This is a genomic window from Chitinophaga sp. CF118 (genome assembly GCF_900112615.1).
Lineage (GTDB): Bacteria > Bacteroidota > Bacteroidia > Chitinophagales > Chitinophagaceae > Chitinophaga.
In genome coordinates, this window is the sequence record NZ_FOMK01000001.1 from 1,683,655 (window position 1) to 1,707,388 (window position 23,734).

Below are 23,734 nucleotides of genomic sequence, written 5' to 3' on the forward strand. Positions count from 1 at the left end.
ATTTATTATTTACTCTGATGCATACAAGGGACTACTCAGATCACATAAATCAGGGCACGGTTTTGTAAAATCATAAATGTTGGATTCCCCTGCAACGAGCGTACATTCAGGGGATATCATATCCTCATCATTATGGTTCACGGGAACGAGGACTACGCTTATCTCTGGTTTTTTATGTAAAAGAGGATCGGGCCCTATAAACTCCTGCTCCTTCTTTGTGAAATAAGCCCGAACACCTTTAGCGTCATCTTTATGTTTTTCATAAAGCGCCATAATATCATCCATCGAGATATAAACGGCCCGGGGAACCATTGATTCGTCTATTTCATCGGGAACATTGTCTCTTATAAATTTCCGCCACTCGGTAGTTCTCTCAATAGCCTCTATTTCGGAAATAGTATTCCCATCTATATGATGGTGGTGATGGTGGCCGTGGTGTTCATGTTTGTTCTCCATAATGGTGTGGGTTTTAAGAGAATTGGTAAATGGCAGGATCTGCCAATGGGTATATATACTAAATGCAATATATTAATTAATTCCTGAAAAAACCACCCGGTATTACAATGCCATTCAGGAGATTCCTTTTATCGCGATAAATTATTAAATTGCAATACTAACCAATCCTATTCCATTTTTAGAATTATTCCTCACAAGACATGTAATGTTTCCTTTTTTAACCCGTCACAATGCAACAGGTAACTGACAATATTTATGTGCTGGTTATTATTGCCATGACAGGTACATTTATATTGGTTATTTCATTCCTGTTGCTCTATGTGTACAATCATAATAAAATATTGAAGCAAAAACAAATGCTGGACCAGACAGAGATAGCCCATCAGAAAAAATTAATGCTTACCATTTTTGAATCGCAGGAAGAAGAGAGAAAACGTATCGGGGGAGATTTACATGACAGTGTTGGTGCTGCACTCTCTTCACTGAGGCTAATTATTGACAGCAGGGATGACTTCATGCTGACTTCATTTAAGCAGGATTGCAAAAATATTATAGATAAGGTTATTACAGATACCCGCAACATTGCACATAACCTTTCTCCTCCCACCCTCAGTCTGTACGGACTTTCAGAAGCAATAACAGAGCTGGCGGATATTGCATGCAAATCAGGAACCCTGGAAGTTATTATCGATAACCAGGCAGAAGAATTACTGGAAACACTTCCTCATTCTATATCGCTTGGTATGTATAGAGTATTGGAAGAACTTATGACCAATACACTCCGGCATTCCTTTGCAAATACCGTTCATATAACCTTCAGAGCCACACCGGAACATCTCAGTATAATATATGCTGATAATGGTATCGGATATAATGAAGAGGATATCACTAAAGGAATGGGATTATTCAATATTACCAACCGCCTGCAGATAATAGATGCAACACACTGGATATCTACAGGCAGGGGTAAAGGATTTCGTATAAACATACTCCTCAAAATATTACTATGAATAAAATAACAATCGGTATTGTCGATGACCACACACTTTTCAGACAAAGTCTTATCGCTTTATTGCAACAGGAAAGCTCCCTGGAAATACTGGCAGACGCGGCTAACGGGGCTCTCTTCCTGGAAAAAATAAAAGACCCGAAACTATTACCTGAAATAGCCCTGATAGATATTGATATGCCTGAAATGAATGGCATTGTGTTAAATGAACAGCTTCAGGCAAACTATCCGCAAGTGAAAGTGATCATACTTTCAGTCCATGCACAGGAAAGGCTTATCTCTACTATGATCGGTGCAGGGGCTGCTGCATATCTTCTAAAAAATTGTGATAAGGAAGAATTTACAAATGCAATCCATAGTGTGCACAAGAGCGGATTTTATATGAGTAAGGACGTGTTCAATGCTTTACAAAACACGAAGAAAAATTCAAAGCCCATCAGGAATATTAATGCCATACCTGTTGAACTGACAAACCGTGAAACAGAAATACTAAAATTAATATGCGGTGAATTAAGTAATACGGCTATCGCTGAAAAACTATTTCTGAGCATACGTACAGTAGAAGGCCATCGTAACAATCTCCTGTTAAAAACAGGTTGCAGTAATACCGCTGGTCTTGTACTGTTTGCGGTGAAACATGGCATCTATACATTGGAACTAATGTAATCACAAAGCATATCGCCCTGCGTAAATAATGTAGTTAACATAAATATTTTTAGGCCTTGTTTCTTCGCCCGAAAGAGCGGTCTTCCCGCTATCATCAGTATAAAGGCCGGTAGTAACCGCGGGTGTTTTTGTTACCTGTGAAGCTGTACCTCCAGTTCCGCCGGCGGCATTGTTTCCCGGATAATTCGTATAATCATGTTCATGGGTCTGCACCATACATAACTGTGTGGACCCAACGCCATCAGCAGTACCATTTGCAGGTGCTGTACGATTATTGTAACCGGGATCCTGTGTAGCATTCACTGCCAGCCCCCGGAGGAAATAACCACGATAATCCGGAAGATTAAAAGATCCATTGCTGCCCCCGTATGTATAGCCGATCACTCTAAACAGATCAGGGAAAACTGACTGCATAATTGCAGATCCGTCACACAGAACCCATCCGGAATTATTTCTTACATCGGGGCCAAAGCTATATTCTCCACACATATAGGTCTGAGGATCTATATCACCTGCAAAAGCAATTATTGTCCCAAAAGGTAATAATGATGGTATCATGTTATCTGTTTTAAAAAAATTGGTAAATCCTGGCCGTCTTGTAATATAGTCATTGAAGTGGGGACTACAATATTCCAGGGTTCTCCAATCCTGACTTCACGATCTTCCATTCTTTCTATTTCATAACAATAGTTTAAATACTGTTCACTCACAGGCGATGTTTTCTCTGCATTGATCCTGTATAAAAAGTTTAACACCTGCATCTCATAACCTCTTCTTACCGCCAACACTACTTTTGCGGACTCTGCTTCCAGGAATTTATTAAACTCCGGATCACGGTATAACTCCTGATGGATATTATTCCACTCAGGACCAGACTCCTGCTGCACACAATATTTAAAAAATGTGTAGGTCATTTTATCCCATTCAAATGCCTGCTCAAAAAAACTCCAGGGGATATTACCATATGTTGCGAGCAATTGCATACACCCTCTCTTTAGTTCGCCTTTCTCAATCGTTCTTTGTAACATCCAGATCTCTTTCAGATCTTTCTTCTTAAAATATTCTTCCCGTAGTTTTTCATAAGTGATTACTACCAGCTGAAAGAACTGCACCTGCCATCTTTCATATACATCAGGAGCACAATTACAGGTTACATCTACATTAACAGTATAAAAATTGGCGTTACACATTACTGATACCGGTACAATAGGAGCTACATTATTTAACACGATCTCTTCTGTACCTTTGCTCATAGATGAAGGGAATATGGGAGGGGATGAAGGCGCGTCTCCTAAAGCAGTTGGACTGGCATTGGAAAAGAAACTATCACCCACCATTCCAATCAGTTCTGTTCCACTGAATATATAACTGATCACTGCCTTTCCTGCAACATATCCATCCGGTATCCGTACAAAGGTATTTGCCTGTTGGGGCATGTTCTGCAATGTTACCAGTACGGACCTGTTGGCTTCGGGTGGCTGAGGAAAGTCTTTAATATTGTAATCCGATACATACTGCAGATAGTTGTCCCTGGTGATGTCTCCATAGCTGAAAGCAGGAGGCAGGGATTTAGGTGGAGCAGGAATATTATATAAATTATCGCTGTTCCTGAAAGATGCAGCCGGATCGGGTACACCAAATTCAATAATAATTCTGCGTCCGTAATTGATCAGCGAAGTACTGAACACTTTATTAACCCAGCGATAAATACCACGGATATTGGCATCGTTGCCGCGGTTGTCAATTTTATTAACATCAATACTCGTTTTACGGATCAACGCTGATCGTTCGTAACGACTGCTTACCTTCTGTTTCAGTTGATGAGATGCCCGGCCGGTAAGATTACGAACATACAGGAGCAGGTTATTTACGAGATCTTTTGTTGGTAGCGTTAATGTCCAGCCACCAGTTAATACTTCGGATGTATTGCTGAATGTTTTTGTGATATTAGGATCGTACGAGAAAGTTTCATTATCGCTTGCCGCCAGTGTTCCTATTTCCTGGCCTATATCATAGCCTTCGGATTTAATCAGTTCCTCTTCCTCATTACTCGTTGTATCAATATTCTCTTTGTAGATGATCCTTTGCTCTTCCTCTTGTTTATCTGTATGTGTTTTAATCTGATACATCATCACATTCTCAACAAATGCGACGTCGCCCTCTTCATAACCGAGCAAAGACTGTTTAATCACGAGGAGTTCCCCAATACCCAGCAGACCGATATAACCCAGGCAAGCTACAGATGATGGAACACTAATATTACTGGCAGCGGCGAGCAGTGAATGATCAGGAACTATTTCATAGTTTTCAGGAACTTCCCTTACCGGACGATCTGCTGGAGGTCTGATCGTCTTAAAATGACACAGATCGAAATAATTAATATTGTCAATGATCACCTCTTCATTATCATTATCAGGATAAGGAGGGTAAGGCGGAAAAGGTTCAATAGGAATAGGGATAGCTAACATTTCGTTATTATAATCATGCATTACTTCATTACCATATCTAAAAAGTCCCCAGATCTTATTGATCCGGTTTTGATTATCATATTGCAACAATAATGAACCGGACGCCGTATATGGGTGATTGATATTATCACTTTTAAGATCAAAGTTTATGATAGGATCAATCTTTCTGAAAACAGGTTCTTCATCAGGTCTGAAAAGGAAAAAGTATACTTCTACTTCCTGTACATTCTCATTGGCATCTATTTTCAGCCGGAATGTAAAGCCTGCTTTATCTACATAAATAGTATCTGAAATTGTATGTTTAAATGGAGGTAACATTCCGGCTTGAATTTTAAGGTTTATTTTACGATAAGTGTGAGTGTGTTTTTCTCAACTGCATTTTCTTTGATTGTATACAGATCTATATGTGCTATTCCCGGTTCATCAGAAAAGTATTCCAGTTGTCCGTTATGAAAGCGTAACATGCCAGGACCATCCAGCAACAGTTTATACCATACCGGGATCTGAATATTTAGCCCCGTACTTTCTCCTACAGAAATCTCATGACCGTGCTTTGAAAAGAAGCTTTCTGAGGGGGAATCTACCGCTGCATGTTCCTCATATCTGTGATTTAAAATCCGATACAGTTCCTTTATAAAGTCATTACAGGCAATAGCAGTGTTACCGACACTATGTACCCTTATCACCATATTAGCAACCAGGAACAGGCCATAGTACATCTCTTCAATATCATTCACATAGGCATTACTGCCTAATATAGATGGTACTTTTCTGAACTCGCTCAGCGGACGCATATTTTGCTGTAATAGATGCTGGAACTGATTTTTGGCTTCCTCATAAGAAAATGATTCTACCACATCCACTTTAAAAATTTCGTCGGATGCATTTGTGTTGACCCATACATATTGTTTTATAAATGAGTTTCCAGTATTATGAACCGGGGAAGTCTCCTGCATTTCCCATCCTGTAAATTCTTTTCCATTCATAAAATAATTATGAAAAAAAGTCTTCACATCTTTAGTATCCGGAGCTTCCCAGTGATGAATATTAAATTGATTGTTCATTTTTTTTTGATTTAGAGTTTAGCTGATCGATCTTAATTGTGCGGTAGTAGGTATCGGTAAACATCTGGGGCAACCATCCTGTTGCGATGTTGTGAGATACAACTTATAATCCGCCAGCGTTGTGCAGGTACCAAATGGCATATTCACAGGCAGATATCCACTGGGGGGAGCATTCTGCAGGGTAGTATCTATCTGCAGGCAGGCATCGTAAAGATTAGCATTACTATCACAGGGTACTTTCCAGGCAACTTCATGGTAACTGAAATATCCGTTAAACGGTACTGCCCAGACATGCCTGCCAATTGCGCGTATTATTCTGAGTGCAAAATCAAAACCCATTCTTGACTGCAATAACTGGCATCCCAGGATATTGCTGAAAGAGGATACAATAGTTGCACAATCAGTGCAGTTCACCAACATTCCAAGGCCATACTGTCCATTTATTCTTTGAAGGAACTCCGTGCATCTGAAATTAGGATAAGCATAATTAGTAGCCCCGTTAATAATGTCATATGCAATAACGGCAGGTGTTGGCTCTCCAAGATCATACACCTCTTCAGTTATTAATCGCTGTACTTCATCTGGAGTTGTTGCACCCTGGGCCCAACGGTTTGTTACGTCCAGCACATCTGTCCAGGGTAATTGTGTATCATTAGGATTGGTACTATTACTCCAGGGAGCGCTGGGTCTTGAAAGCAGGGTATATACCGTAAAGTTAGTAGTATCGATATATATCCAATCTCCATTTCCTTGCTTATACGACCATTGCCACCCTGTGTACAATATATTTACGCCCGCAGATGCAAGGTTTGTTCCTGATAAAGAGAATGCGATATAATTGTTGTTAATGGTCACTACCTGTTCTGCCACCTGCCCTAACTCATCCCCGCCTATAGCTTTTATCCTGACCGTGGTACCAGGAACATCGCAGGATAACTGCGCGTATATAGTGATTGTCTGACCCGCAGTGTCCTGGATGGAATAGGCAGCCCTGGCATTCTGTCCATCCGTTTGGGGTGTCCATTCCGGAACTGAAATAGGTGTAGAATAATTCTTACGTATGGTCAATGCACTGGTGTTTATTGCTCCCGGTGTATGGTTAAACGCAATTGCATGTATTTTGATTTTCATTTTTTACAGTTGAATGATTGTAGGATATTTGTTAGCGGACATAAGGAATTTCCTGTTCTTCACCATTTATATTTAATGTTACCGAATCTCTTCCACCCTGGAATTCTATGTTCATTTCTCCACCATAAAGACCAGTAAAGAAGTTAAGAACAGGTTTGCCCCGGATCGCAGATATGGCAGCCTCCAGCCCCACGGCACCGCCTCCGTTTGCTATCACATCTGCCAGATAATATCTTTCCAATGTAACGTTACCACCCCTGCTATCCGGATAGTAATTTTCATTTGTTCCCTGGTAAAACAAGGCTTGTAATTCGTTGGTATTATTCCATATGGAAGAACCGATCAGGAAAACCGTTGTTATCGTTTTGCCGGCAATAAGACTAAACAAGTTTGAAGAAACATACCACAGGCTAAACGGAGTGATAACAACATGCCCACCTCCAATGGTTCCATCCGAGCAGATACAGGTAACTGTAAGGCAGCTTGTAACTTTTGAATAGGCCAGTGCATTTGTATCTGTACTTTTTCCGTCAACGCTGTTATAAGCACATTCATGTAATATTATTTTTCCCATTTTCTTTTTTTGAGAGATTTAATAATCGATAATAGGTTTACAGGTTGATAAAATCCGACCAGGCCGTATTCCTGATCACAAAGTCATAACCCAGGTTGGCTGTACCTCTCAATATTGCAGTCTTTCCTGATTGTATCACATCGGGAGAGAGCAACATTTCTCTGGCAGTAAATACACTCCCTTCCTCTATTTCCGGCCTTACCTTACTTATAAAGAGGTCGTCCTGTAAGACGAATTGTCGTAACCCGCCGGGCGATAAAGGAAAAGAGAAATAGACCTGTTTATTGCGGGTAATATTGATGTGGATCAGTCTTTCAACTTTTTTATCTACTTCAACCAATACATCGTTTCCCGAAGAGAATGTATCGGTAAGGAGCAGATTAATTTCCTGTGCGGATCTTACTACTCTGAAAACACCTTCACCATCTGTAATAGGGATCACTTCAGACTCATACAGGATATTTCCTCCCGGCGAATAATAGGATATGAAAATCCCATATGACGGTCTGATATTTAACCTCGCCGCAGCCCCTATAGGAATATATGCCATCATCCAGGCATGCACATTAATATCGGAGACTTCATCAGATTTTTTGTAAAGTGCTATACTTGTTTTAGGATCATCTGAGTGATTGAGAACGTATATGTATGACATTCTGCAGGGGCATAAATCCGTCCGGCGGCTGATCGCAATACTGCATGAGAGTGGCTTTGCTGCACTACAGAGCAGGCATCACGAAACATTCCGCGCGGACGGACAGGTTAAAGATGATTGTTAGTGATTAATTACCACATGGAGCAGTGGATAAACCATTTTGCACAGTGATGGTGTAGCCGGAATTAATGTCGCCGGTGATAGTGGCTGTCTGGCCGGGTTGTATAGCCACTTCTGAAGAGCTCAGTTCTTCTGCCACAAGAATACCGCCTTTAGTTACTTCAGGTTTTACTTTTGCAAGGTACAGGGTAGGAAGGATGCTGAAATCCTGTGAATCGCCCGGAGAAGTGGTTTGTGGAGGATAAACAACATCCCCACCGAGTGTGATACAAACATCTACTGACTGCGCCACTTTCTTTGCTACATCAACCAGTACCTGGTTATCAGGATAATCTGTTGTTGAAGCGCTTAAGGTAATATCACTTCCTTCTTTGGATACCTGGTAAGCTCCTTCGTAATCAGTGATCTGGAGGCACTTGGTTTTGTAGTTGATTCCATCCTGATTGTAAATAACATGTACTGCATAATTTGACGGCACAGGTACATAAGCAGTAGTACCAATACTTGGAGAAGCAGTACGCCATGCAGCTACTGTAAGGTCTGGCGTAGCAGAGAACTTTTGATAGATAGCCAGGTTTAAGTTGTCATTGTCGACAGTGTTGTTGATGATGTTAATCTGAGGAGTTGCCATTTTTTTTACTTTGTTTTTCTGTGAATAAAATTGTTACTGATAATGATGTTACTTTGTTTCCCTACTCTGTTACTGGCTTTTCGGAACCGCCATTTTGTTTCGATCATTGAAGCTTCGTTTGACAGTTCAAAGTAAAGAAATGTGCAACTCCTGTATACGCGCAAAAACACCCAAAAGTAAAACCAGGTAGAAATACCTGGTTTTACTTTTGGATGAAACTTATTTCTTATTCAATCCTGGATGATCATATAAGCCGTGCTTTTATAGACAGGGCTTACTGATAAACGGGGCTATTGCAGAATACAAATAACAAAGCCTTATAATTTTTGATTTATAAGGCTTTTGTTATTGTCCTTTACTGAGGAGCATTTTAGGTATTCATAGGAGGAAGTATTTGTACTAATAACAAGACGGGGCACTTAAACCTGTTGCATATTGTTTAATGATAAACAACACTCATTCACTTTTATAATCTAAAGAGCAGCGCAAGAATAATTCTGTCTTCTGATTTCACCAGGTCTGGTCTCCAATCTGCCGGTAGAGGGGTAGTGGTATAACCATTAGGTGAAGTAACACCTCCGGCACCTGCAAAATAAGGCACGCTTGAGTGTCTGTGTACATATTCTAAACGAAGGAGAAAACTTTGATTAGGCATCCAGTCAAAATTAGTAGAACAGTCCCAGCCTTTGAACTGGTCTCCCGGATTCGCACTGAATGGATATTTTCCTTCGGTTTGTGTAGGATTGTTAGGATCCGGCAAAGGGCTTGCCTGCCCGGTAGGATACAACACCAGATAGCGTCCGGGGTTAGTCATAATACCACCTCCAATTGTCCATGCAAATTTGTTTTTTGCAAACCAGATGCGGTTATATATCATGGAGCTTAAAAAATATTGAGAGGGCCCTTTAGAAGAATCATTTTTAAAACCATTTACTCCTCCACCTTTTTCGAAGCCGAGATCACCGGTTAACGAAAAGGCCATTTTGCTGATCCCTTTTGATTGAGGTTTATTGTAATACCTTACAAGTAAGCTATTATCGGAATGAAATCTTTTTCTATCAGGGAGTCCGGCAGCATCAGCACCATAATAATCATTGGTTAAGAGTTTAAGATTGCTGCTTGGATTCCATGTGATATTGGCTCCCAGGCCTGGCATTTTATTGAACCTACCATAACTTTGCCATCCATTAATGATCCATGGTTCGATCTTAAGATTCTTTGTTGGAAAGATCTGAATACGCACACCATTAAAAAACCAAGGGGTATTGTCAGATGTAAAAGATGCCTGATATTCCCAGTTTTCTACCTGGTAGTATGAATTAAGTCCTATATACGACATAAAAAGTCCGGCGTCTACATTAATTCCATACCATTTGTTAAAATGATAACCTACATATGCTTCACTTAAGTAACGGTAAACGTTAGCCAGTTGATATTGCCCTCTGTATGGACTGAGGTCATTTCTTGGTACTACAATCGATCTTGTTCCAAACTGCAACATTACCCTTGCTCTTGCGTTTCCATAATAAAAATCGCCACCAAGACTTAGCTGAGACAATTGAATTTCATTATTGCGGGCCAGAGCAGTTGAACCTACTACTGTATTATCATTAGGGTTATTAAACGAATGTGTGTAGTTCAAATCCACCATAACGGAGGGCACAAAATATTTTCCATGAAAAACGGAAGAATCTCTCCGGTCACTTCCGTTCTGCCAGTTTGTTTCAATTCCATCGAATGGTATTTTGGGACCTGTTGAATCTTGTGCCTGCACATAATCTGTGATGCCAATTAAAAAGATGCTTGCGAGTAATAAATTTTTCATTATATCAGTTTTATTTACAATTAACCAGATAATCTTTCTCTAGCACTTAAAATGAAAATAGGATAGACACATGAAGCCAAATGGAGTGCCCATATTGAAGTTTACGATATTAATCTGAGGAGAACGCAGCTGCCAGGCTATTACAGGGAAAGTTGCTGATTTTTTTCAGGGCTTCATGGGGTAAAAATCTGTATCAAAATGAAAGTGATTTCTCAAAATGATATGAATCATAAAGGACAGATGATTTTTTTGCGGGAGCAACTTCATGCTGCCCCCGCACTATATTTATCTTCGGGGGAAATCACTTCAGAAATAACTGTTATAGTGAAATAAAGAATAGAAAATAAGGAGCTATAAGCAAGGAATTATTTTAGTTTTTCAAATCGTTTTTCAATATCTAGTAACCATTTTTTTCGCTTTTTATCCGATGCAAATTTCACCACGTTTAAACTTATCCATTTCCTGTTCTTATAACCTGTTTTCCAGAATGTGCCTGTCATAATAGCCTTCTTAACAGCATTGCCGAAAAGAAAGCGATATACCAGACTGGGAGTATTCATTGTTGTAATAACAGTAACCCCTTTAATATTTTTAAATAAGGGTAACATACTGTAACCACTTTCCGAATGATCATAAGCAACTCCGGGGAAGATCACTTTATCAATAAAACCTTTTGTCATAGCGGGCATTAGCTCCCACCAGATTGGGAAAATAAAAACAAGGCGATCTGCATTGTCTAACCGTTTCTTATATTCTATCACTTGCGAATCAACAGGAATTCTGTCTCTGAAGGCTTTCAAATCGCTGGCTGTCATCACGGGATTAAAACCATCCTGATCCAGGTGGATCAGATCTATTTCATGTTTGGCTTTCTCTGCACCGGCTATTACAGATTGTAAGATGGCATTGCAATAACTACCGTCATAGGGATGATTAAAAACAATTACTATTCTCATTTGTCATTGTTGATTGAAGCACAAAAGTCTACCCTTTGAAAGAGCTGTCAATTAACAATTGTAAAGAAATGTATGCTTAAATAATTTTTCTTATCCGGCTTAATGAAACGGGAGTGATACCCAGGTAAGAAGCAATATATTGCAATGGTACTCTTTTTATGATATGAGGCTTTTCTTTGAGCAGGTTAGCATAACGCTGTTTAGGTGTGTCTTTCAGAAAAGAAAGAAAGTGGTGCATATACTTCATTTGCCGCTCGGCAATTACTTTATAGAAATCTTCCTTTATCAGAGGTTCTTCGCGCAAAACAGCATCAAAATCATCTTTGTGGATCCATTGCAAAACACAGGGCTCTATAGCCTCCATTGTAAATAGACTGGGTTGTCCGGTATTGAAGCTTTCAAATGAGGAGACTCCTTCATTTTCAAAGAAAAACTGAAAAGTGATGTCTTTCCCGTTATTATTATACCAAAGCCGGATACACCCCTTCTCAATAAAATAAGCCTTTTTTGAAACATCTCCTTCCATCAGCAGTACTGTTTTATCAGGTACAGTTATATGGTTAAAAAGATGGCTGTACTTCTCCCACCGGCTGCTTATTTCTGAATGGCTGTTCATATCCATAAAAATAGGAGATAGTCTGTTATCATTGCAAAATCCAGTATTAAATTATCAATTAAAACTAATATGATACTTATATAAGCCTTATCTTAATAGATAAGGCTTATATAAGGCTAAAATAAGACTAGGATAAGGCTTATATAAGAGTTATATACCTTCTAAAGCACTACTATGGCTGATTTAGAGTACTTTGCTAGTGCCATGTAAAATATAGAAGAGATGATAAAGAAGCTATTATACTTGATCTATATTTAACATTAATTGTTTTTTACGCGGGATTTTAAATATTTGAAGATCTCCTTCTCCTCTTCGGAAGCATCCGATTTGTATAACTGCAAATATTTACGATAATAACGGGTGGCTGCCGTTTCATTTTTTAGATGTGCATCGTAAATGCGGCCTATACTATATTGCCTCAGGGGCTGGTGAAAGAGGTAGTAAGCGGTATCCAGATTGGCAATAGCCGGTTTGTACTTACCCAGTGCCAGGCTCACTTAGCCTTGAAACTAATTATTTAGTTATAAAAAAGGGAAACTTAGTTTTTGTGTGGAAAATGAGATTTCAGCATCACAGTCCGCCGATATCTGACATGTAATTCTTCCTGGAAGTATGATGCAAATCCCTACCTGGAATCTATCCAGCTTAAATATTAACAGATAAGAGTGGGAATATCAGTTTTGTGAGAGAAGGTTATTCTGATGAAATAAAAAATGCAAGAAGGCCCCCTACTATTCGTGGAGTAACGTTTCCTCTTTAAAGGCTTGTTTCATAATTTCCAATTCATGCAAAAGGCTTTCTTCGGAAGAACTAAGCGGAGAAACAGCTGTTTCGGTCCATCCTACAATCTTGCCATGACTATCATAATAAACTTCATAAACGCCAAATTCATATTCGCCGTCTTCATTTAATTTCTTCATTACCCGGTAATTCCGTGTACTCATATTGTTACAGTTGCGGCGTAAATTTAATATAAAAGTGGCATCAGAGGTAATTATTCCGGTTACCATTACAACAAATCTATAACATTAATCGTTCATGTGTAGTAGCACAAAAACCATATTCTTTATGAAACAACGGTTATTCCAGGCGATCGTATATATATCCCTGTGTATGCTCCCTGCCGCAGTGTTTGGGCAGTCAGTGGCTGATACATCGGAAACACCGGCAGCCATTGAATCTTCAGTTGCAACAAAAAATGTAGCTGTAAAGCAGGCAGAACAGGTGGTAGTCCGTATCTATCCAAACCCGGCCGTAGATAAAGTAACATATACTTTTCCGGCAGGCATCCAGAAACACCTGCTTCAGGTAACAGATATGGGAGGCAGAACCATCCTGAATTTAATAGTGGGCAACATCGGTACACAAAATACGATCAATACTTCCTCCTGGAGATCGGGAGTTTATTTTGTGAGTATCAATAGTTCTACATTCAGTAAAACATTCAAACTGATGAAACAATAAGGCATTTCCCGAGATCTTCTGATATCTGTTTATTTAGTACCGCTGCTAGATTCATTCTTAAAAGTCGTCAATGCACCTGTAGGACACTTACTCACTTGCTCTATAATTTTCTCAGTAGATGCTCCCTGTGCATTTATCCAGGGTTTGGCCTTTATATCAAAGACTTCTGGTAAACCGTTTCCGCAACGTGCGGAATGTTTACAGAGCTCCGGCTTCCATACTATTGTTACTTCTCCATTTGTATAACTTCTTTTCTTTTCTGTATCAGCATCACTGAAAGTAAATGTTCTGACAGAAATCTGGTTTTCAAGTATCTTAGAGATAGGACAGGCGGCTGCAATCTGTGTCAGTCGCTGCCGCTGCTCTTCTGTTATCTCACTCAGGAATTTAATATCACGATCGAGGGTAGTAATTAATTTATCTCCTTCTGTGGTCTGATACATGTTTGCATTCACCTCAATATTATCAATGGCCCATCCTTTACGGTCTATATACATGCGCAATGTAATCAGCGTACATGATGCAAGAGAAGATAAGAGTAATGTGTACGGATCGGGGCCGAGGTCCTGACCACCAGTCTTAACAGGTTCATCTGCTATAAACTTCCCATTGCGCCATGAAATGGAGCATTGATATTTTTCCCGTCCAATACTGGCATGTACGGGTTTGTCCAGCGCATATTGCATAATATGATTTTTAGGAAGGTACTATTTTTCAGAGCAGCACATCTCTGAGTTCCGGCCTTTTATTAAAGATTGCTTTCGCAAAGGGACAGAGCGGAATGATTTTGATATTCTCTGTTCTTGCATAATCTACCAATGCATGCAGCAATTGTATACCTACACCCTTACCACTGAGAGACGCATCTACGTCCGTATGATCTATGATCATTTTATCTGGCGCTGGCATAGTGTAACTCATTTCGGCCAGTACTTTACCATCTATGGATACATAAAACATTCCTTTACCTTCTGTTTCTTTCTGCTGGATAAGCATCTTTACCAATCTAATTTAATGAACGATACTCCCTGTTTTGGCAACGTGATATTAGCCACATAAGTTCCGTTAACAGGTTTGATATTTTCTGGTTTACCTAATAACTGTAATTGTCCGGACTTTTCCAGGGCAAGAAACTGCTCTTTTGAAGGATGCAATGGTGAGCCCATTTGTTTCCAGGCTGTATACGAATTACTGTGCTGATCATCAATTCTGTAATGTGTGAGTTTCACTGTTCCTGATGGTAGTCCTTTAACTGTTACCCGCACCGGCCTTGTACTTCCTGCTGTATCCGCATCATGATAGTTCCAGATCATAACTGCTGCTGATTTATCTCCTTTCGAAGCCAGCGCACCAAGATCTGCATTCTTTCTTACACTACTATCAAGGATCGTTTGTAAGCCATACATATCACTCCCTGTTACGGCTACCCGTTTTCCCTGCATCATACCAAACATACGAAAGACATTCAGCACAGGCTTATCCACTCCATTTGTGGCAAGATCACGGAAACCTGCAAAGATAGGTTGATCTTCAAATTCAAATGACCAGCTGACAGCCCCTGTAAGATCCGTTTTATATTTATCTGCCAGCTCATACTTACGCGCAAAAGAAGCAGCGGTATAACTTGAGTACATTGTACCATTTCTATAAGCATTTTCAGGATTCGTACTCATGCCACAGGCAGCACACCCCTCCGGATCAGATTCTCCGATGATAACAGGCAATCCCTTTAACTCAGAATAAGCACTGATCACCTTTAAATTATCATCAATGTTCCTTAACTGGTTTCGCACATTCATTACCACAGTACCATTCACTATAACCGGCGATCCTTTAGCGTGAAACAACACCGCGTCCAACGGGCTTCCTTTTTTACCTGTGGCATAATTTGTTTCATATAAGCAGTGCTTTAAGAACGCATCGAGGAACTTCATAGCTCCTCCCGTACTATTACATCCTCCTATCCTTGCGGTTGGCAATGCCCGCTTTAATCCGTCTGCTGCATAATCGTAGAGTTTGAAAAACTCCTGCTGGCTACCCTTCCAATAATATCCATCCGGTTCATTCCATACTTCCCAATACCAGCTTTCCACTTCTTTCTTTCCATATCTTTCTACGCAATGTTTTACCCATTCGCATACCAGCGTGTCCCACTTATTGTAATCTTTTGGTGGATAAGCCCATCCGGTAATAATCCTGCTGTAAGGAACGCCCGGTTTCCAGTCATGTTTATATGGCTGCGGATGAGTGGATAAGGCCTCCGGCATAAAGCCGATCTGGGCAAGTGGTTTCATCCCCCTTTTAATATAGGTATCAAAAATGCTATCTACAATCTTCCAGTTATAAACAGGATTCCCGGCAGCATCTTCTGTGTACATATTTGTAGAACCCCATTTAAGGGCTGCTACACCGTCTCCGCTGGTCAGCAAATTATGTGCACGAACATACACCGGCACCGGACTAAGTGCTGCTATTTCAGACAACAGTTTTCTGCCATCTTTCATATAGGTGTAATTGGGCTCATCATATCCAAACCAGGCCCAAAGAGGATGCATAGCACCTGTTTCCTTTGTAAGGTCTATGCTGATGGAAGCCTGTTGGCAGTGCCCGTATTTTACAATCCCCAGGGCAACAAGGAAGAGGCAGCTATTAATTAAGTTTTTCATCATGGTTAATAAAAATAAGTTTTTTGAGCCAAAAAATATCTCAAACCATAACATGAGGATTCAATCTGATTAATTGATTGGTTTTTAAGGGGATCTGTTTCCGGGATACAGATTATGCTTCCGGCAACATTTTTTCAACTACTACTTATAGTACTTAATTGATATTCGCACGACTCCTTACGATTCGATTCCATTTGGATTTTACCTGTCACAACACAGATACGTTCAGTGAGAAAAGCCTAAACCTGGTCTACCCTTAAAAACCATATAACATGAACGCAACAAATTTTGCAACCACAACAAAAACTATTGCACTATCGGCAATGGTATTACTGGCAGCCTGCAGTAAAGAAGCAACCCAACCACAACTTAAACTGGATCAGGCAACTGCTGTAGGCAGCGTTATCAACAACACCTGGGCTGTAAACTGGGACAATTTCACTCACGGAACTGTTTACACCACTGACCAGGCGGTAAGCAGCTTCGGAAATGTTACCGGATGGAATGACGCACGCACCTTCATCTCCAATGGTAGCTGCAGAATTGCTTTACAACCCAATGCATTATCAGCAGCTGGCGGCGTTGTTGCCAATATCAACATCACAGATGCATCTGCTTATGAAGTGGATTATGATGTAAGATTTCACAGTCAGTTTGACTGGAGCAGAGGCGGTAAGCTGGGATTCGGATTTTCTATCGGTGAAGGAAATACCGGTGGAGATCCAGGATGGGATGGAAATGGCGGTAGTGCCAGAATCATGTGGTATCAGACAGATGCCGGCCGTGTATTCTTCCAGCCCTATCTTTACTTCAAGGATCAATCCGGCGAATACGGAGAAACATTTGGTAAGTCCTATCCTTCTACAGGAAGCCTGAATAAAAGTCAATGGTATCACGTACACCTCTATGTGAAAAGTAACACCGGAAGTAATACAGACGGCCATGTGCAGTTAGTGATTGACGGAACCGTTGTACTTGACAGAGATATCAGATGGACTACAAACGACAGTCAGCGGTTGATCAAAGGGCTTACATTCCACACCTTCCGCGGAGGTAGTCAGGATTACTGGGAATCATCTACCGTTGGGTATATCTATTATGATAACTTAAGCGTGCATAAGATTAACTAATTTCAGAAGGAACGCGTTTCAGGTAATTGAAGCGTTCTTTTTTTCACAGCGGCGCCCTCACGGACGCCGCTGTTTTTTTAATATAATGTATGTCATAGAACAGTCTCTTCAATTTATCCATAATATATTGACTATTAGCATTTTTCAATAAATTATTCTATAATTACAGTACTATATCTTTACCTTTGCATCCAAATTTTGATTTGTAACGTTATATTTGATTATACAAGTCCATTTTATTAAAAACAATGACTGCTTTTATTAAACTAAAAAAGACTCCAATAGAGGAAATTATCTTCACAATTTCGTTTAATGAAAGTGTGTCTATTATAAAGTTGGATGAATTTAAAGCGTTACCTCAAATTTCAAACAAGTTTTCTATAGTTGACAAAGGGCCAGAAATGGAAAGTGAAGCCAAACAAAGGAATAAAATTGATGGTTATGTACTAAAGTGCCCTGCGTCAAGAATTATACAGGCCCAAAGAGGTTCTTTTGCTTTTCATAAAGTTAATGGTTATGAGAGATTTGAGATATTGTTAAAGGAACTATATGAGTATTGGTCGCTTTTAGTTAATATTACTGGCTCCTTGACTATAAATAATTTATCAGTTCGTTATTTAAACTTTTTAGAAAGGGCTCCCAATGAGAAAAATAGTGATGTATTAAATATATATACAACTCATCCTTTCGGTAGTAATATTACTAGTAGTTTTTATCAACTAAATTTAAATTACAATACAACCTCAGGTATTGTGGCTAATGTAATTACTGCTGATGGTGATGTTGTTAAAGGAAATGGAATTATATTGGACATTAGCCTGGATAAAAAGATTACTAAAGAACAAAATATTGATATAATATTTAGTGTGTTCAATGATATGAGAATGGCAAAAAATGAAATCTTTTTTAAAAGTATCACGGAAGCCACCATAAAAAAATATAATCAATGAGCAACCTAATCAATCACATAAAACTTAAAGCTGAGCTAAGCCAATCAAAAGAATTTGGTTCTGCTTATGAAAAGGTTTTGCAGGGTGGTGATAGCAAGTCTTTTAGCAGTCCTATCATTGATGATGTTAGTGGCTTACTGAATTATATTCTGATAAAATATGATGGCTTGACTGGCTTTCAAAAAAATATGTTGGCAAACATCTTTGATGAATTTCAAAACGTCCATAAAACTATTGACCCTAAACGATTAAGATCGTTTGAGCATTATTTTAATGACGATAACGAACTGCTATTATTTAGAGAGACTGAAAACGGATTAATCAATATTATTATTAATCCGGATGAATGTGCGGCTTTTTCATTTATTCCCAATAATAGTGAAGAGCAGAGACAACTTTACTTCATTTATCCAGAAGGTGATTTTGAAACGCTTACATATAATTTTTTCTCGCATTAATAACATGTTGTTTTCCCAAAATGATGAAAAAGTTCCTGAATGTGGTATTCAATACATTCCAGAGAGATTGCATAGAAATAGCAGACCATTAATAGAAGAGTTTGAAGTTGGAGAATGCCTATACATGCGCTGCAAACCGGAGTTTGCTGACAATCCGTATAAAAATATTTCCATCGCTGAATTATCTCATAACAGAGCCGGACTTTCTATTGATATCTTATGTAATCCCGATGATGTATTGTATAGTATAAAGCATGACGAACCTTTTGAGAAATATGAGGATAAGGAGGTGTGCACTTTAGAAATTAAAAGTTTAACTCCAAATAATAGATATAAGAAAACATTTACACAAGAAAAAAATGGAGAAGTATATACAGGTGAAATAGAATTGTTGCATGATCCAGAATTATGTATGTATCCTCATTCCATTTTCCGTGTTTGGTTAAATGGAGAAAAAATTACGATGGATAACTTTAGCAAGACAATTGGAAAATTAAATGTAATTAAGACACAGTTGAAAGAAGAACTAGCGTCTATGGTAAGGAGACGACAAGTTCACCAGGAAGAGACACCTCTTGAAAAAACATGACAAGGATAACTTCCTGTTCATTACTACAAACAGGAAGCTGGCAAAGTGGATTATGGCGAAGAATATACACGCAAACAGAGGTACCGCATAGACCAAAACAGTATGAATGTTACGGGAGTTGAATTCTTTGATCAGTTAAGTGAATTACATCATCAGTCTGGCAATATAAAAGCAAAATATCCTAAACTCCGTTCATTACTTGAACGGGTTTGTAAGGATATGACCACCGGGGATACCATTCAGTTCTCCAACTTATTCTCCAGGCTCAATTTCGTTTGTAAGAAAACAAAACTCCCTCCACGCAGAACATACCAGGTAAATACCTTCCGGGTAAATGCCAATAATGTGCTGTTTGCCGGTTTTGATCCTTCTGAAGAGGATTACCTGCAGGATCTCAAGGCGCTGTGTCATGCAATAAGCCATTTCTATGCAGTTCCCATACCTGCATATATTGCCACTATATTACCGGAAATAGACCTTTACAAACCAACACAAAAAATAAAGGGAGCCAAACATGCAAGGCTGAGGGTAGAAGTTGTAGATTTTGATGAGGACTATATTTATGCCTTTGCAGAAAAAATACCCACAGAAGAGCCCATCAAAATAAAATATGGTATTAAAAAACTCAATGAAGAGTTTAATACTACCATTCCTGAATTGTGGCCCGACTGTCAGCTGAATTTAATAGATGTTACCATTGACAAAAATGATATCCTATTCCCGGAACTCATCATCCTGGAACCGGATTATTTAATTGATATCAGCGCCCTTGCAGAATGCCTTAAAGAATATGGTAGTCATCCGCTTAACTATATTCAAAGCAGATTTGAAGGCACTAAAAACACCACGCATATCCTGCTAGGTAATGCTGCCAATATTTTCCTGGATGAATTCGTAAATGAAAAACCTCATGAACCGGTGATTTATAAAACCGCCATGATGAAGGCATTTAAATCTACACCGCTCGAATTTGCCACCTGTACAGATCTTAACAGCAAAGAACATGAATATGAATTCTTTGAAAGTACAATGTCACAATTCAATAACATCCAGCGGGTGGTGAACGACTTTCCTAAAAAAGGAATCGACCGGGAATACGGCATTCTGGAACCTGCTTTCATGTGTGAACACCTGGGCGTGCAGGGCCGGCTGGATTACCTGCAGTTAAATACGAACAGCAAAAAGCAGGTGGTAATAGAATTGAAATCCGGAAAGGCTCCTTCACCTGATACTAACTTTGAATTAATTGGTAAGAATCATAAAGCCCAGGCATTCATCTACCAGATCATTATTCAAAAAATATTAGGCGTTTCATTTAAAAACCTGGACACCTTTATTTTCTATTCAAAGTATGGTGACGAACAAGCTAACCTCCGCCTGTCCGAACCTTTCATGGCCGTGATCAGGGAGATCCTTAACATCCGTAACCTGATAGTGGCAGGTGAAAGAAACATTGCTGCCGATACCACCGGTGAAGCTACTAAAGATCAGATAGCCGCCATTTCTCCGGAAACGCTGATCACTGATCCCCAGCTGAATCAAAATTTCCTGAACAGGTTTATTGTTCCGCAAATCAATCATTTTAAATCATTCTTCAATAATTCATCTGCATTAGAAGCTGCCTATTTTCACAGCTTCTACGCCTTTGTGGCAAGAGAACATTATATCTCAAAAACAGGCGGAGCTGACTATGAAGGCAGTAAAGGTATTTCCTCCCTCTGGCTTTCTACTTTGGAAGAAAAGATGGAATCAGGAGAAATTCTGACAAACCTGAGCATCAGTGAAAACAATACAGAAAAGATCCCTTCTACTGTTACATTGAAGATCCCTGCTTATGAAGATAACTTTTTACCTAACTTCAGACAGGGGGATATTGTGATTCTTTATCAACGGAATAGTGATGAAGATAATGTGACCAACAAACAGATCTTCAAAGGATCTATCGAATCATTGATGCATGATGAAATTACAATTCAGCTGCGTCAGCGGCAACGCAACCAATCTGTTTTACCGGCAGACAGCAGCTATGCGGTAGAACATGATTTCATGGATGCTACCTACAGTGCCATGTACAGAGGATTGTATTCCTTTTTGCAGGCAAACCCTGAACGTAAAGCATTGCTGTTAAATCAACGGAAGCCACAGTTATTTGCGGGCAATGCTCCTGCAGTGTCAACAAATCATTCGGCAGAAGTAGATGAGATTGTTAGAAAAGCAAAACATGCCAGGGATTATTTTCTGCTTGTTGGTCCGCCGGGAACGGGGAAAACTTCTATTGCCCTAAAAGAGATGGTAAAAGAATTTTACCAAATGCCGGGAGGTGCGATTCTTCTGCTTTCCTATACCAACAGGGCAGTAGATGAGATCTGTGATTCACTTGATAGTATAGAAGATCGGCCTGATTATATCCGGATAGGCTCTACTCTTTCCTGCCATACCAAACACAGAGGCAGACTGCTTCATAATGTGATAGCCGATTGTGATTCCAGAGAACTTGTAAAATTGCGCGTGCAGCAATTCAAGATCTTTGTGGGAACGGTAGCCTCTATTTCTGCCAAAATGGATCTGTTCAGGATCAGACATTTCCAGGTAGCAATAATTGATGAAGCCTCACAGATACTGGAACCACATCTCTTAGGAGTCCTGTCTGCCAAGCACGGGAATGGCAATAATGCAATCGATAAATTCATCCTTATAGGAGATCATAAACAGCTGCCGGCAGTGGTATTACAGAAGCCCATAGCTTCGCAGGTGAATGACCCGCAATTACATGCAATGGGTTTACAAGATAGCAGGAACTCTCTCTTTGAAAGATTATATAATCTTCATAAGGAAGATAAAACATCTCCTTTCTGGGGAATGCTACATAAACAAGGACGCATGCACCCTGAGATTGCGTTGTTCCCCAATTATGCGTTCTACAACGGAGAACTAAAAGCTGTTCCCTGTCTGCATCAAACCACCCCTCTTGAATTTCACACTTATTCATCAGGCAATGCTGTACAGAAATTGATCGCAACAAAACGGCTCGCATTCATTCCATCTGAAAGAAATGAATCCGAAAAGACGAATAAAACAAACACTTACGAAGCCGGCATCACTGCCATGCTGCTTAAAAATATTTATGAATTATATGCCTTAAACGGCTTGTCCTTTATTCCGGAAGAGAGTGTTGGCATCATTACACCTTACAGAAGTCAGATAGCATTAATCAGGCGGGAAATAGCCAAACTCGATATCCCAGTACTAAATCAGTTAACTATTGATACAGTAGAACGTTTCCAGGGATCACAGCGGGATATTATTATCTACTCTTTCAGTGTGAACCAGTTTTACCAGATAGATCTGCTCTCGAATAATATGGAGGAAAACGGTATGGTGGTAGACAGGAAGCTCAACGTTGCTATTACGAGAGCAAAGAAACAGCTCTTCATTACTGGTAATCCTGCTATCCTTTCTAACAACCTTACCTATTTCCGTCTTATAGAATTTATCCGTTCAAAAGATGGATATCTGCCAGTACGTCCTTATCAATTCCTGTCAGGGAATTTTACAGTCGCCAAAGAGACTGTTGCTCCACAATCTGATCAACTATTCGCACCCATATTTAACAAACTGGTAATTGATCCCATTAAACATCACCCGGATACCAAACCACCGGCGCTGATTTATGGCAATGATCATGATTACAATAAGTTGTGCGTAATAGAATATGGCAGAACAAACTTTGACCAGCCAACACTTGCATACAGTACACAGGAGAAAGTAGATCTGTATTGTTATTACAATATGCGCCAGCAATATTCCAGTGTGCTGGAAATGTTTAATTCATCTGCTGATTATTTCAGGACTGCATTTGCAAACACGAATAACAGGGTTACGTTTATTGATCTGGGATGCGGCCCTTTAACTTCTGGACTGGCATTTAACTGTAGTTTCTCTTCTACAGCGCGATTTCACTTTCACTATATAGGTATTGATATTGCTGATTCAATGCTGTCTAAAGCAAGGGAGTTTGCTACCAGCGGATTATTTGACAAAGACACCACATTCCTTTTAAAACGTTCGTTGGAAGAGATAGATGCTGATTACTGGTCCAGCACATTCCTGTTACCGAATACAGTCATCCTTCACTTTTCTCATCAGTTTGCAAACCTGGGTAAGGATGATGTAGAACATTTAGCAATAAGTATAAACAGACTGTTGGATAAATATCCGTTGAACAGATATATCGTATCCGCAACAGACAGAAAAGACAGGATGTATCATATTTTCAGAAGACTTACTCCCAGATTGAATGATTAAA

The 23,734-nt window shown here is 39.5% G+C and carries 24 protein-coding genes; 8 read left to right on the plus strand and 16 right to left on the minus strand.

Features of this window, described 5'->3' with window-relative positions; translation table 11 throughout:
• Positions 1-9 precede the first annotated feature (9 nt).
• A complete protein-coding gene (locus BM176_RS06595) occupies positions 10-456 on the minus strand; it encodes a hypothetical protein (RefSeq protein WP_090100780.1) in 447 nt (148 codons plus the stop codon).
• Positions 457-686: 230 nt separating this feature from the next.
• Between BM176_RS06595 and BM176_RS06600 the strand changes: the two genes are divergently transcribed.
• Together BM176_RS06600 and BM176_RS06605 are read left to right on the plus strand one after the other, a co-directional pair.
• A complete protein-coding gene (locus BM176_RS06600; RefSeq protein ID WP_090100782.1) occupies positions 687-1,466 on the plus strand; it encodes a sensor histidine kinase in 780 nt (259 codons plus the stop codon).
• A complete protein-coding gene (locus BM176_RS06605) occupies positions 1,463-2,131 on the plus strand; it encodes a response regulator transcription factor (RefSeq protein ID WP_090100784.1) in 669 nt (222 codons plus the stop codon). Before BM176_RS06600 ends, BM176_RS06605 begins: the two co-directional genes overlap by 4 nt.
• Here the strand turns inward: BM176_RS06605 and BM176_RS06610 are convergent, their stop codons facing one another.
• The 12 genes from BM176_RS06610 to BM176_RS06665 form a co-directional block, all read right to left on the minus strand.
• Positions 2,132-2,689, minus strand: coding sequence for a tail fiber protein (locus BM176_RS06610; protein ID WP_090100786.1), 558 nt, complete (start codon positions 2,687-2,689; stop codon positions 2,132-2,134).
• Positions 2,686-4,917 (minus strand): hypothetical protein, encoded by a 2,232-nt coding sequence (locus tag BM176_RS06615; protein ID WP_090100788.1) that lies wholly within the window; start codon positions 4,915-4,917, stop codon positions 2,686-2,688. Before BM176_RS06615 ends, BM176_RS06610 begins: the two co-directional genes overlap by 4 nt.
• Before the next feature lie 20 nt (positions 4,918-4,937).
• The gene (locus tag BM176_RS06620) at positions 4,938-5,663 is read right to left on the minus strand and encodes a hypothetical protein (RefSeq protein WP_090100790.1); all 726 of its coding nucleotides are present in this window, start codon (positions 5,661-5,663) and stop codon (positions 4,938-4,940) included.
• Positions 5,664-5,681: 18 nt separating this feature from the next.
• Positions 5,682-6,794, minus strand: coding sequence for a hypothetical protein (locus BM176_RS06625; RefSeq protein WP_090100791.1), 1,113 nt, complete (start codon positions 6,792-6,794; stop codon positions 5,682-5,684).
• A gap of 31 nt (positions 6,795-6,825) precedes the next feature.
• The gene (locus BM176_RS06630) at positions 6,826-7,368 is read right to left on the minus strand and encodes a hypothetical protein (RefSeq protein ID WP_090100793.1); all 543 of its coding nucleotides are present in this window, start codon (positions 7,366-7,368) and stop codon (positions 6,826-6,828) included.
• Between the two features lie 37 nt (positions 7,369-7,405).
• Positions 7,406-8,023: a hypothetical protein gene (locus BM176_RS06635; protein WP_090100795.1), complete on the minus strand. Its 618-nt coding sequence runs from the start codon at positions 8,021-8,023 to the stop codon at positions 7,406-7,408.
• Between the two features lie 127 nt (positions 8,024-8,150).
• A complete protein-coding gene (locus BM176_RS06640; RefSeq protein WP_090100797.1) occupies positions 8,151-8,774 on the minus strand; it encodes a hypothetical protein in 624 nt (207 codons plus the stop codon).
• A gap of 466 nt (positions 8,775-9,240) precedes the next feature.
• The gene (locus BM176_RS06645) at positions 9,241-10,599 is read right to left on the minus strand and encodes a porin (RefSeq protein ID WP_090100800.1); all 1,359 of its coding nucleotides are present in this window, start codon (positions 10,597-10,599) and stop codon (positions 9,241-9,243) included.
• 365 nt (positions 10,600-10,964) lie between these two features.
• Positions 10,965-11,555 (minus strand): NAD(P)H-dependent oxidoreductase, encoded by a 591-nt coding sequence (locus BM176_RS06650; RefSeq protein WP_090100801.1) that lies wholly within the window; start codon positions 11,553-11,555, stop codon positions 10,965-10,967.
• A 76-nt stretch (positions 11,556-11,631) separates the two neighbouring features.
• Positions 11,632-12,171, minus strand: a complete 540-nt coding sequence (locus BM176_RS06655) for a Crp/Fnr family transcriptional regulator (protein ID WP_090101708.1) — start codon at positions 12,169-12,171, stop codon at positions 11,632-11,634.
• Between the two features lie 260 nt (positions 12,172-12,431).
• Positions 12,432-12,668, minus strand: a complete 237-nt coding sequence (locus tag BM176_RS06660) for a hypothetical protein (protein WP_090100813.1) — start codon at positions 12,666-12,668, stop codon at positions 12,432-12,434.
• Positions 12,669-12,902: 234 nt separating this feature from the next.
• On the minus strand, positions 12,903-13,115 hold the full coding sequence (locus BM176_RS06665) for a hypothetical protein (protein ID WP_143097737.1): 213 nt from the start codon (positions 13,113-13,115) through the stop codon (positions 12,903-12,905).
• 124 nt (positions 13,116-13,239) lie between these two features.
• Here BM176_RS06665 and BM176_RS06670 point away from each other — a divergent pair, with 124 nt between their 5' ends.
• Positions 13,240-13,635, plus strand: coding sequence for a T9SS type A sorting domain-containing protein (locus tag BM176_RS06670; RefSeq protein ID WP_177230316.1), 396 nt, complete (start codon positions 13,240-13,242; stop codon positions 13,633-13,635).
• A gap of 29 nt (positions 13,636-13,664) precedes the next feature.
• Here BM176_RS06670 and BM176_RS06675 read toward each other — a convergent pair whose 3' ends face one another.
• From BM176_RS06675 to BM176_RS06685, 3 genes are read right to left on the minus strand one after another with little or no spacing between them, the layout of a single operon-like run.
• A complete protein-coding gene (locus tag BM176_RS06675; RefSeq protein WP_090100819.1) occupies positions 13,665-14,321 on the minus strand; it encodes a (4Fe-4S)-binding protein in 657 nt (218 codons plus the stop codon).
• A 28-nt stretch (positions 14,322-14,349) separates the two neighbouring features.
• Positions 14,350-14,631 (minus strand): GNAT family N-acetyltransferase, encoded by a 282-nt coding sequence (locus tag BM176_RS06680; RefSeq protein ID WP_090100821.1) that lies wholly within the window; start codon positions 14,629-14,631, stop codon positions 14,350-14,352.
• 2 nt (positions 14,632-14,633) lie between these two features.
• Complete coding sequence (locus BM176_RS06685) at positions 14,634-16,304, minus strand: GH39 family glycosyl hydrolase (RefSeq protein ID WP_090101710.1); 1,671 nt, start codon at positions 16,302-16,304, stop codon at positions 14,634-14,636.
• 269 nt (positions 16,305-16,573) lie between these two features.
• On the opposite strand from BM176_RS06685, the gene BM176_RS06690 reads away from it, so the two are divergent.
• The 5 genes from BM176_RS06690 to BM176_RS06710 all read left to right on the plus strand — a co-directional run bounded on the left by BM176_RS06690 (position 16,574) and on the right by BM176_RS06710 (position 23,733).
• Complete coding sequence (locus tag BM176_RS06690; RefSeq protein ID WP_143097738.1) at positions 16,574-17,431, plus strand: polysaccharide lyase; 858 nt, start codon at positions 16,574-16,576, stop codon at positions 17,429-17,431.
• 248 nt (positions 17,432-17,679) lie between these two features.
• The gene (locus tag BM176_RS06695) at positions 17,680-18,381 is read left to right on the plus strand and encodes a TIGR04255 family protein (protein ID WP_090100825.1); all 702 of its coding nucleotides are present in this window, start codon (positions 17,680-17,682) and stop codon (positions 18,379-18,381) included.
• A complete protein-coding gene (locus BM176_RS06700) occupies positions 18,378-18,839 on the plus strand; it encodes a hypothetical protein (protein ID WP_090100827.1) in 462 nt (153 codons plus the stop codon). The genes BM176_RS06695 and BM176_RS06700 overlap by 4 nt, the downstream gene beginning before the upstream one ends.
• Complete coding sequence (locus BM176_RS06705; protein ID WP_143097739.1) at positions 18,805-19,428, plus strand: hypothetical protein; 624 nt, start codon at positions 18,805-18,807, stop codon at positions 19,426-19,428. The genes BM176_RS06700 and BM176_RS06705 overlap by 35 nt, the downstream gene beginning before the upstream one ends.
• 102 nt (positions 19,429-19,530) lie before the next feature.
• Complete coding sequence (locus BM176_RS06710; RefSeq protein WP_143097740.1) at positions 19,531-23,733, plus strand: AAA domain-containing protein; 4,203 nt, start codon at positions 19,531-19,533, stop codon at positions 23,731-23,733.
• Position 23,734: the final 1 nt, after the last annotated feature.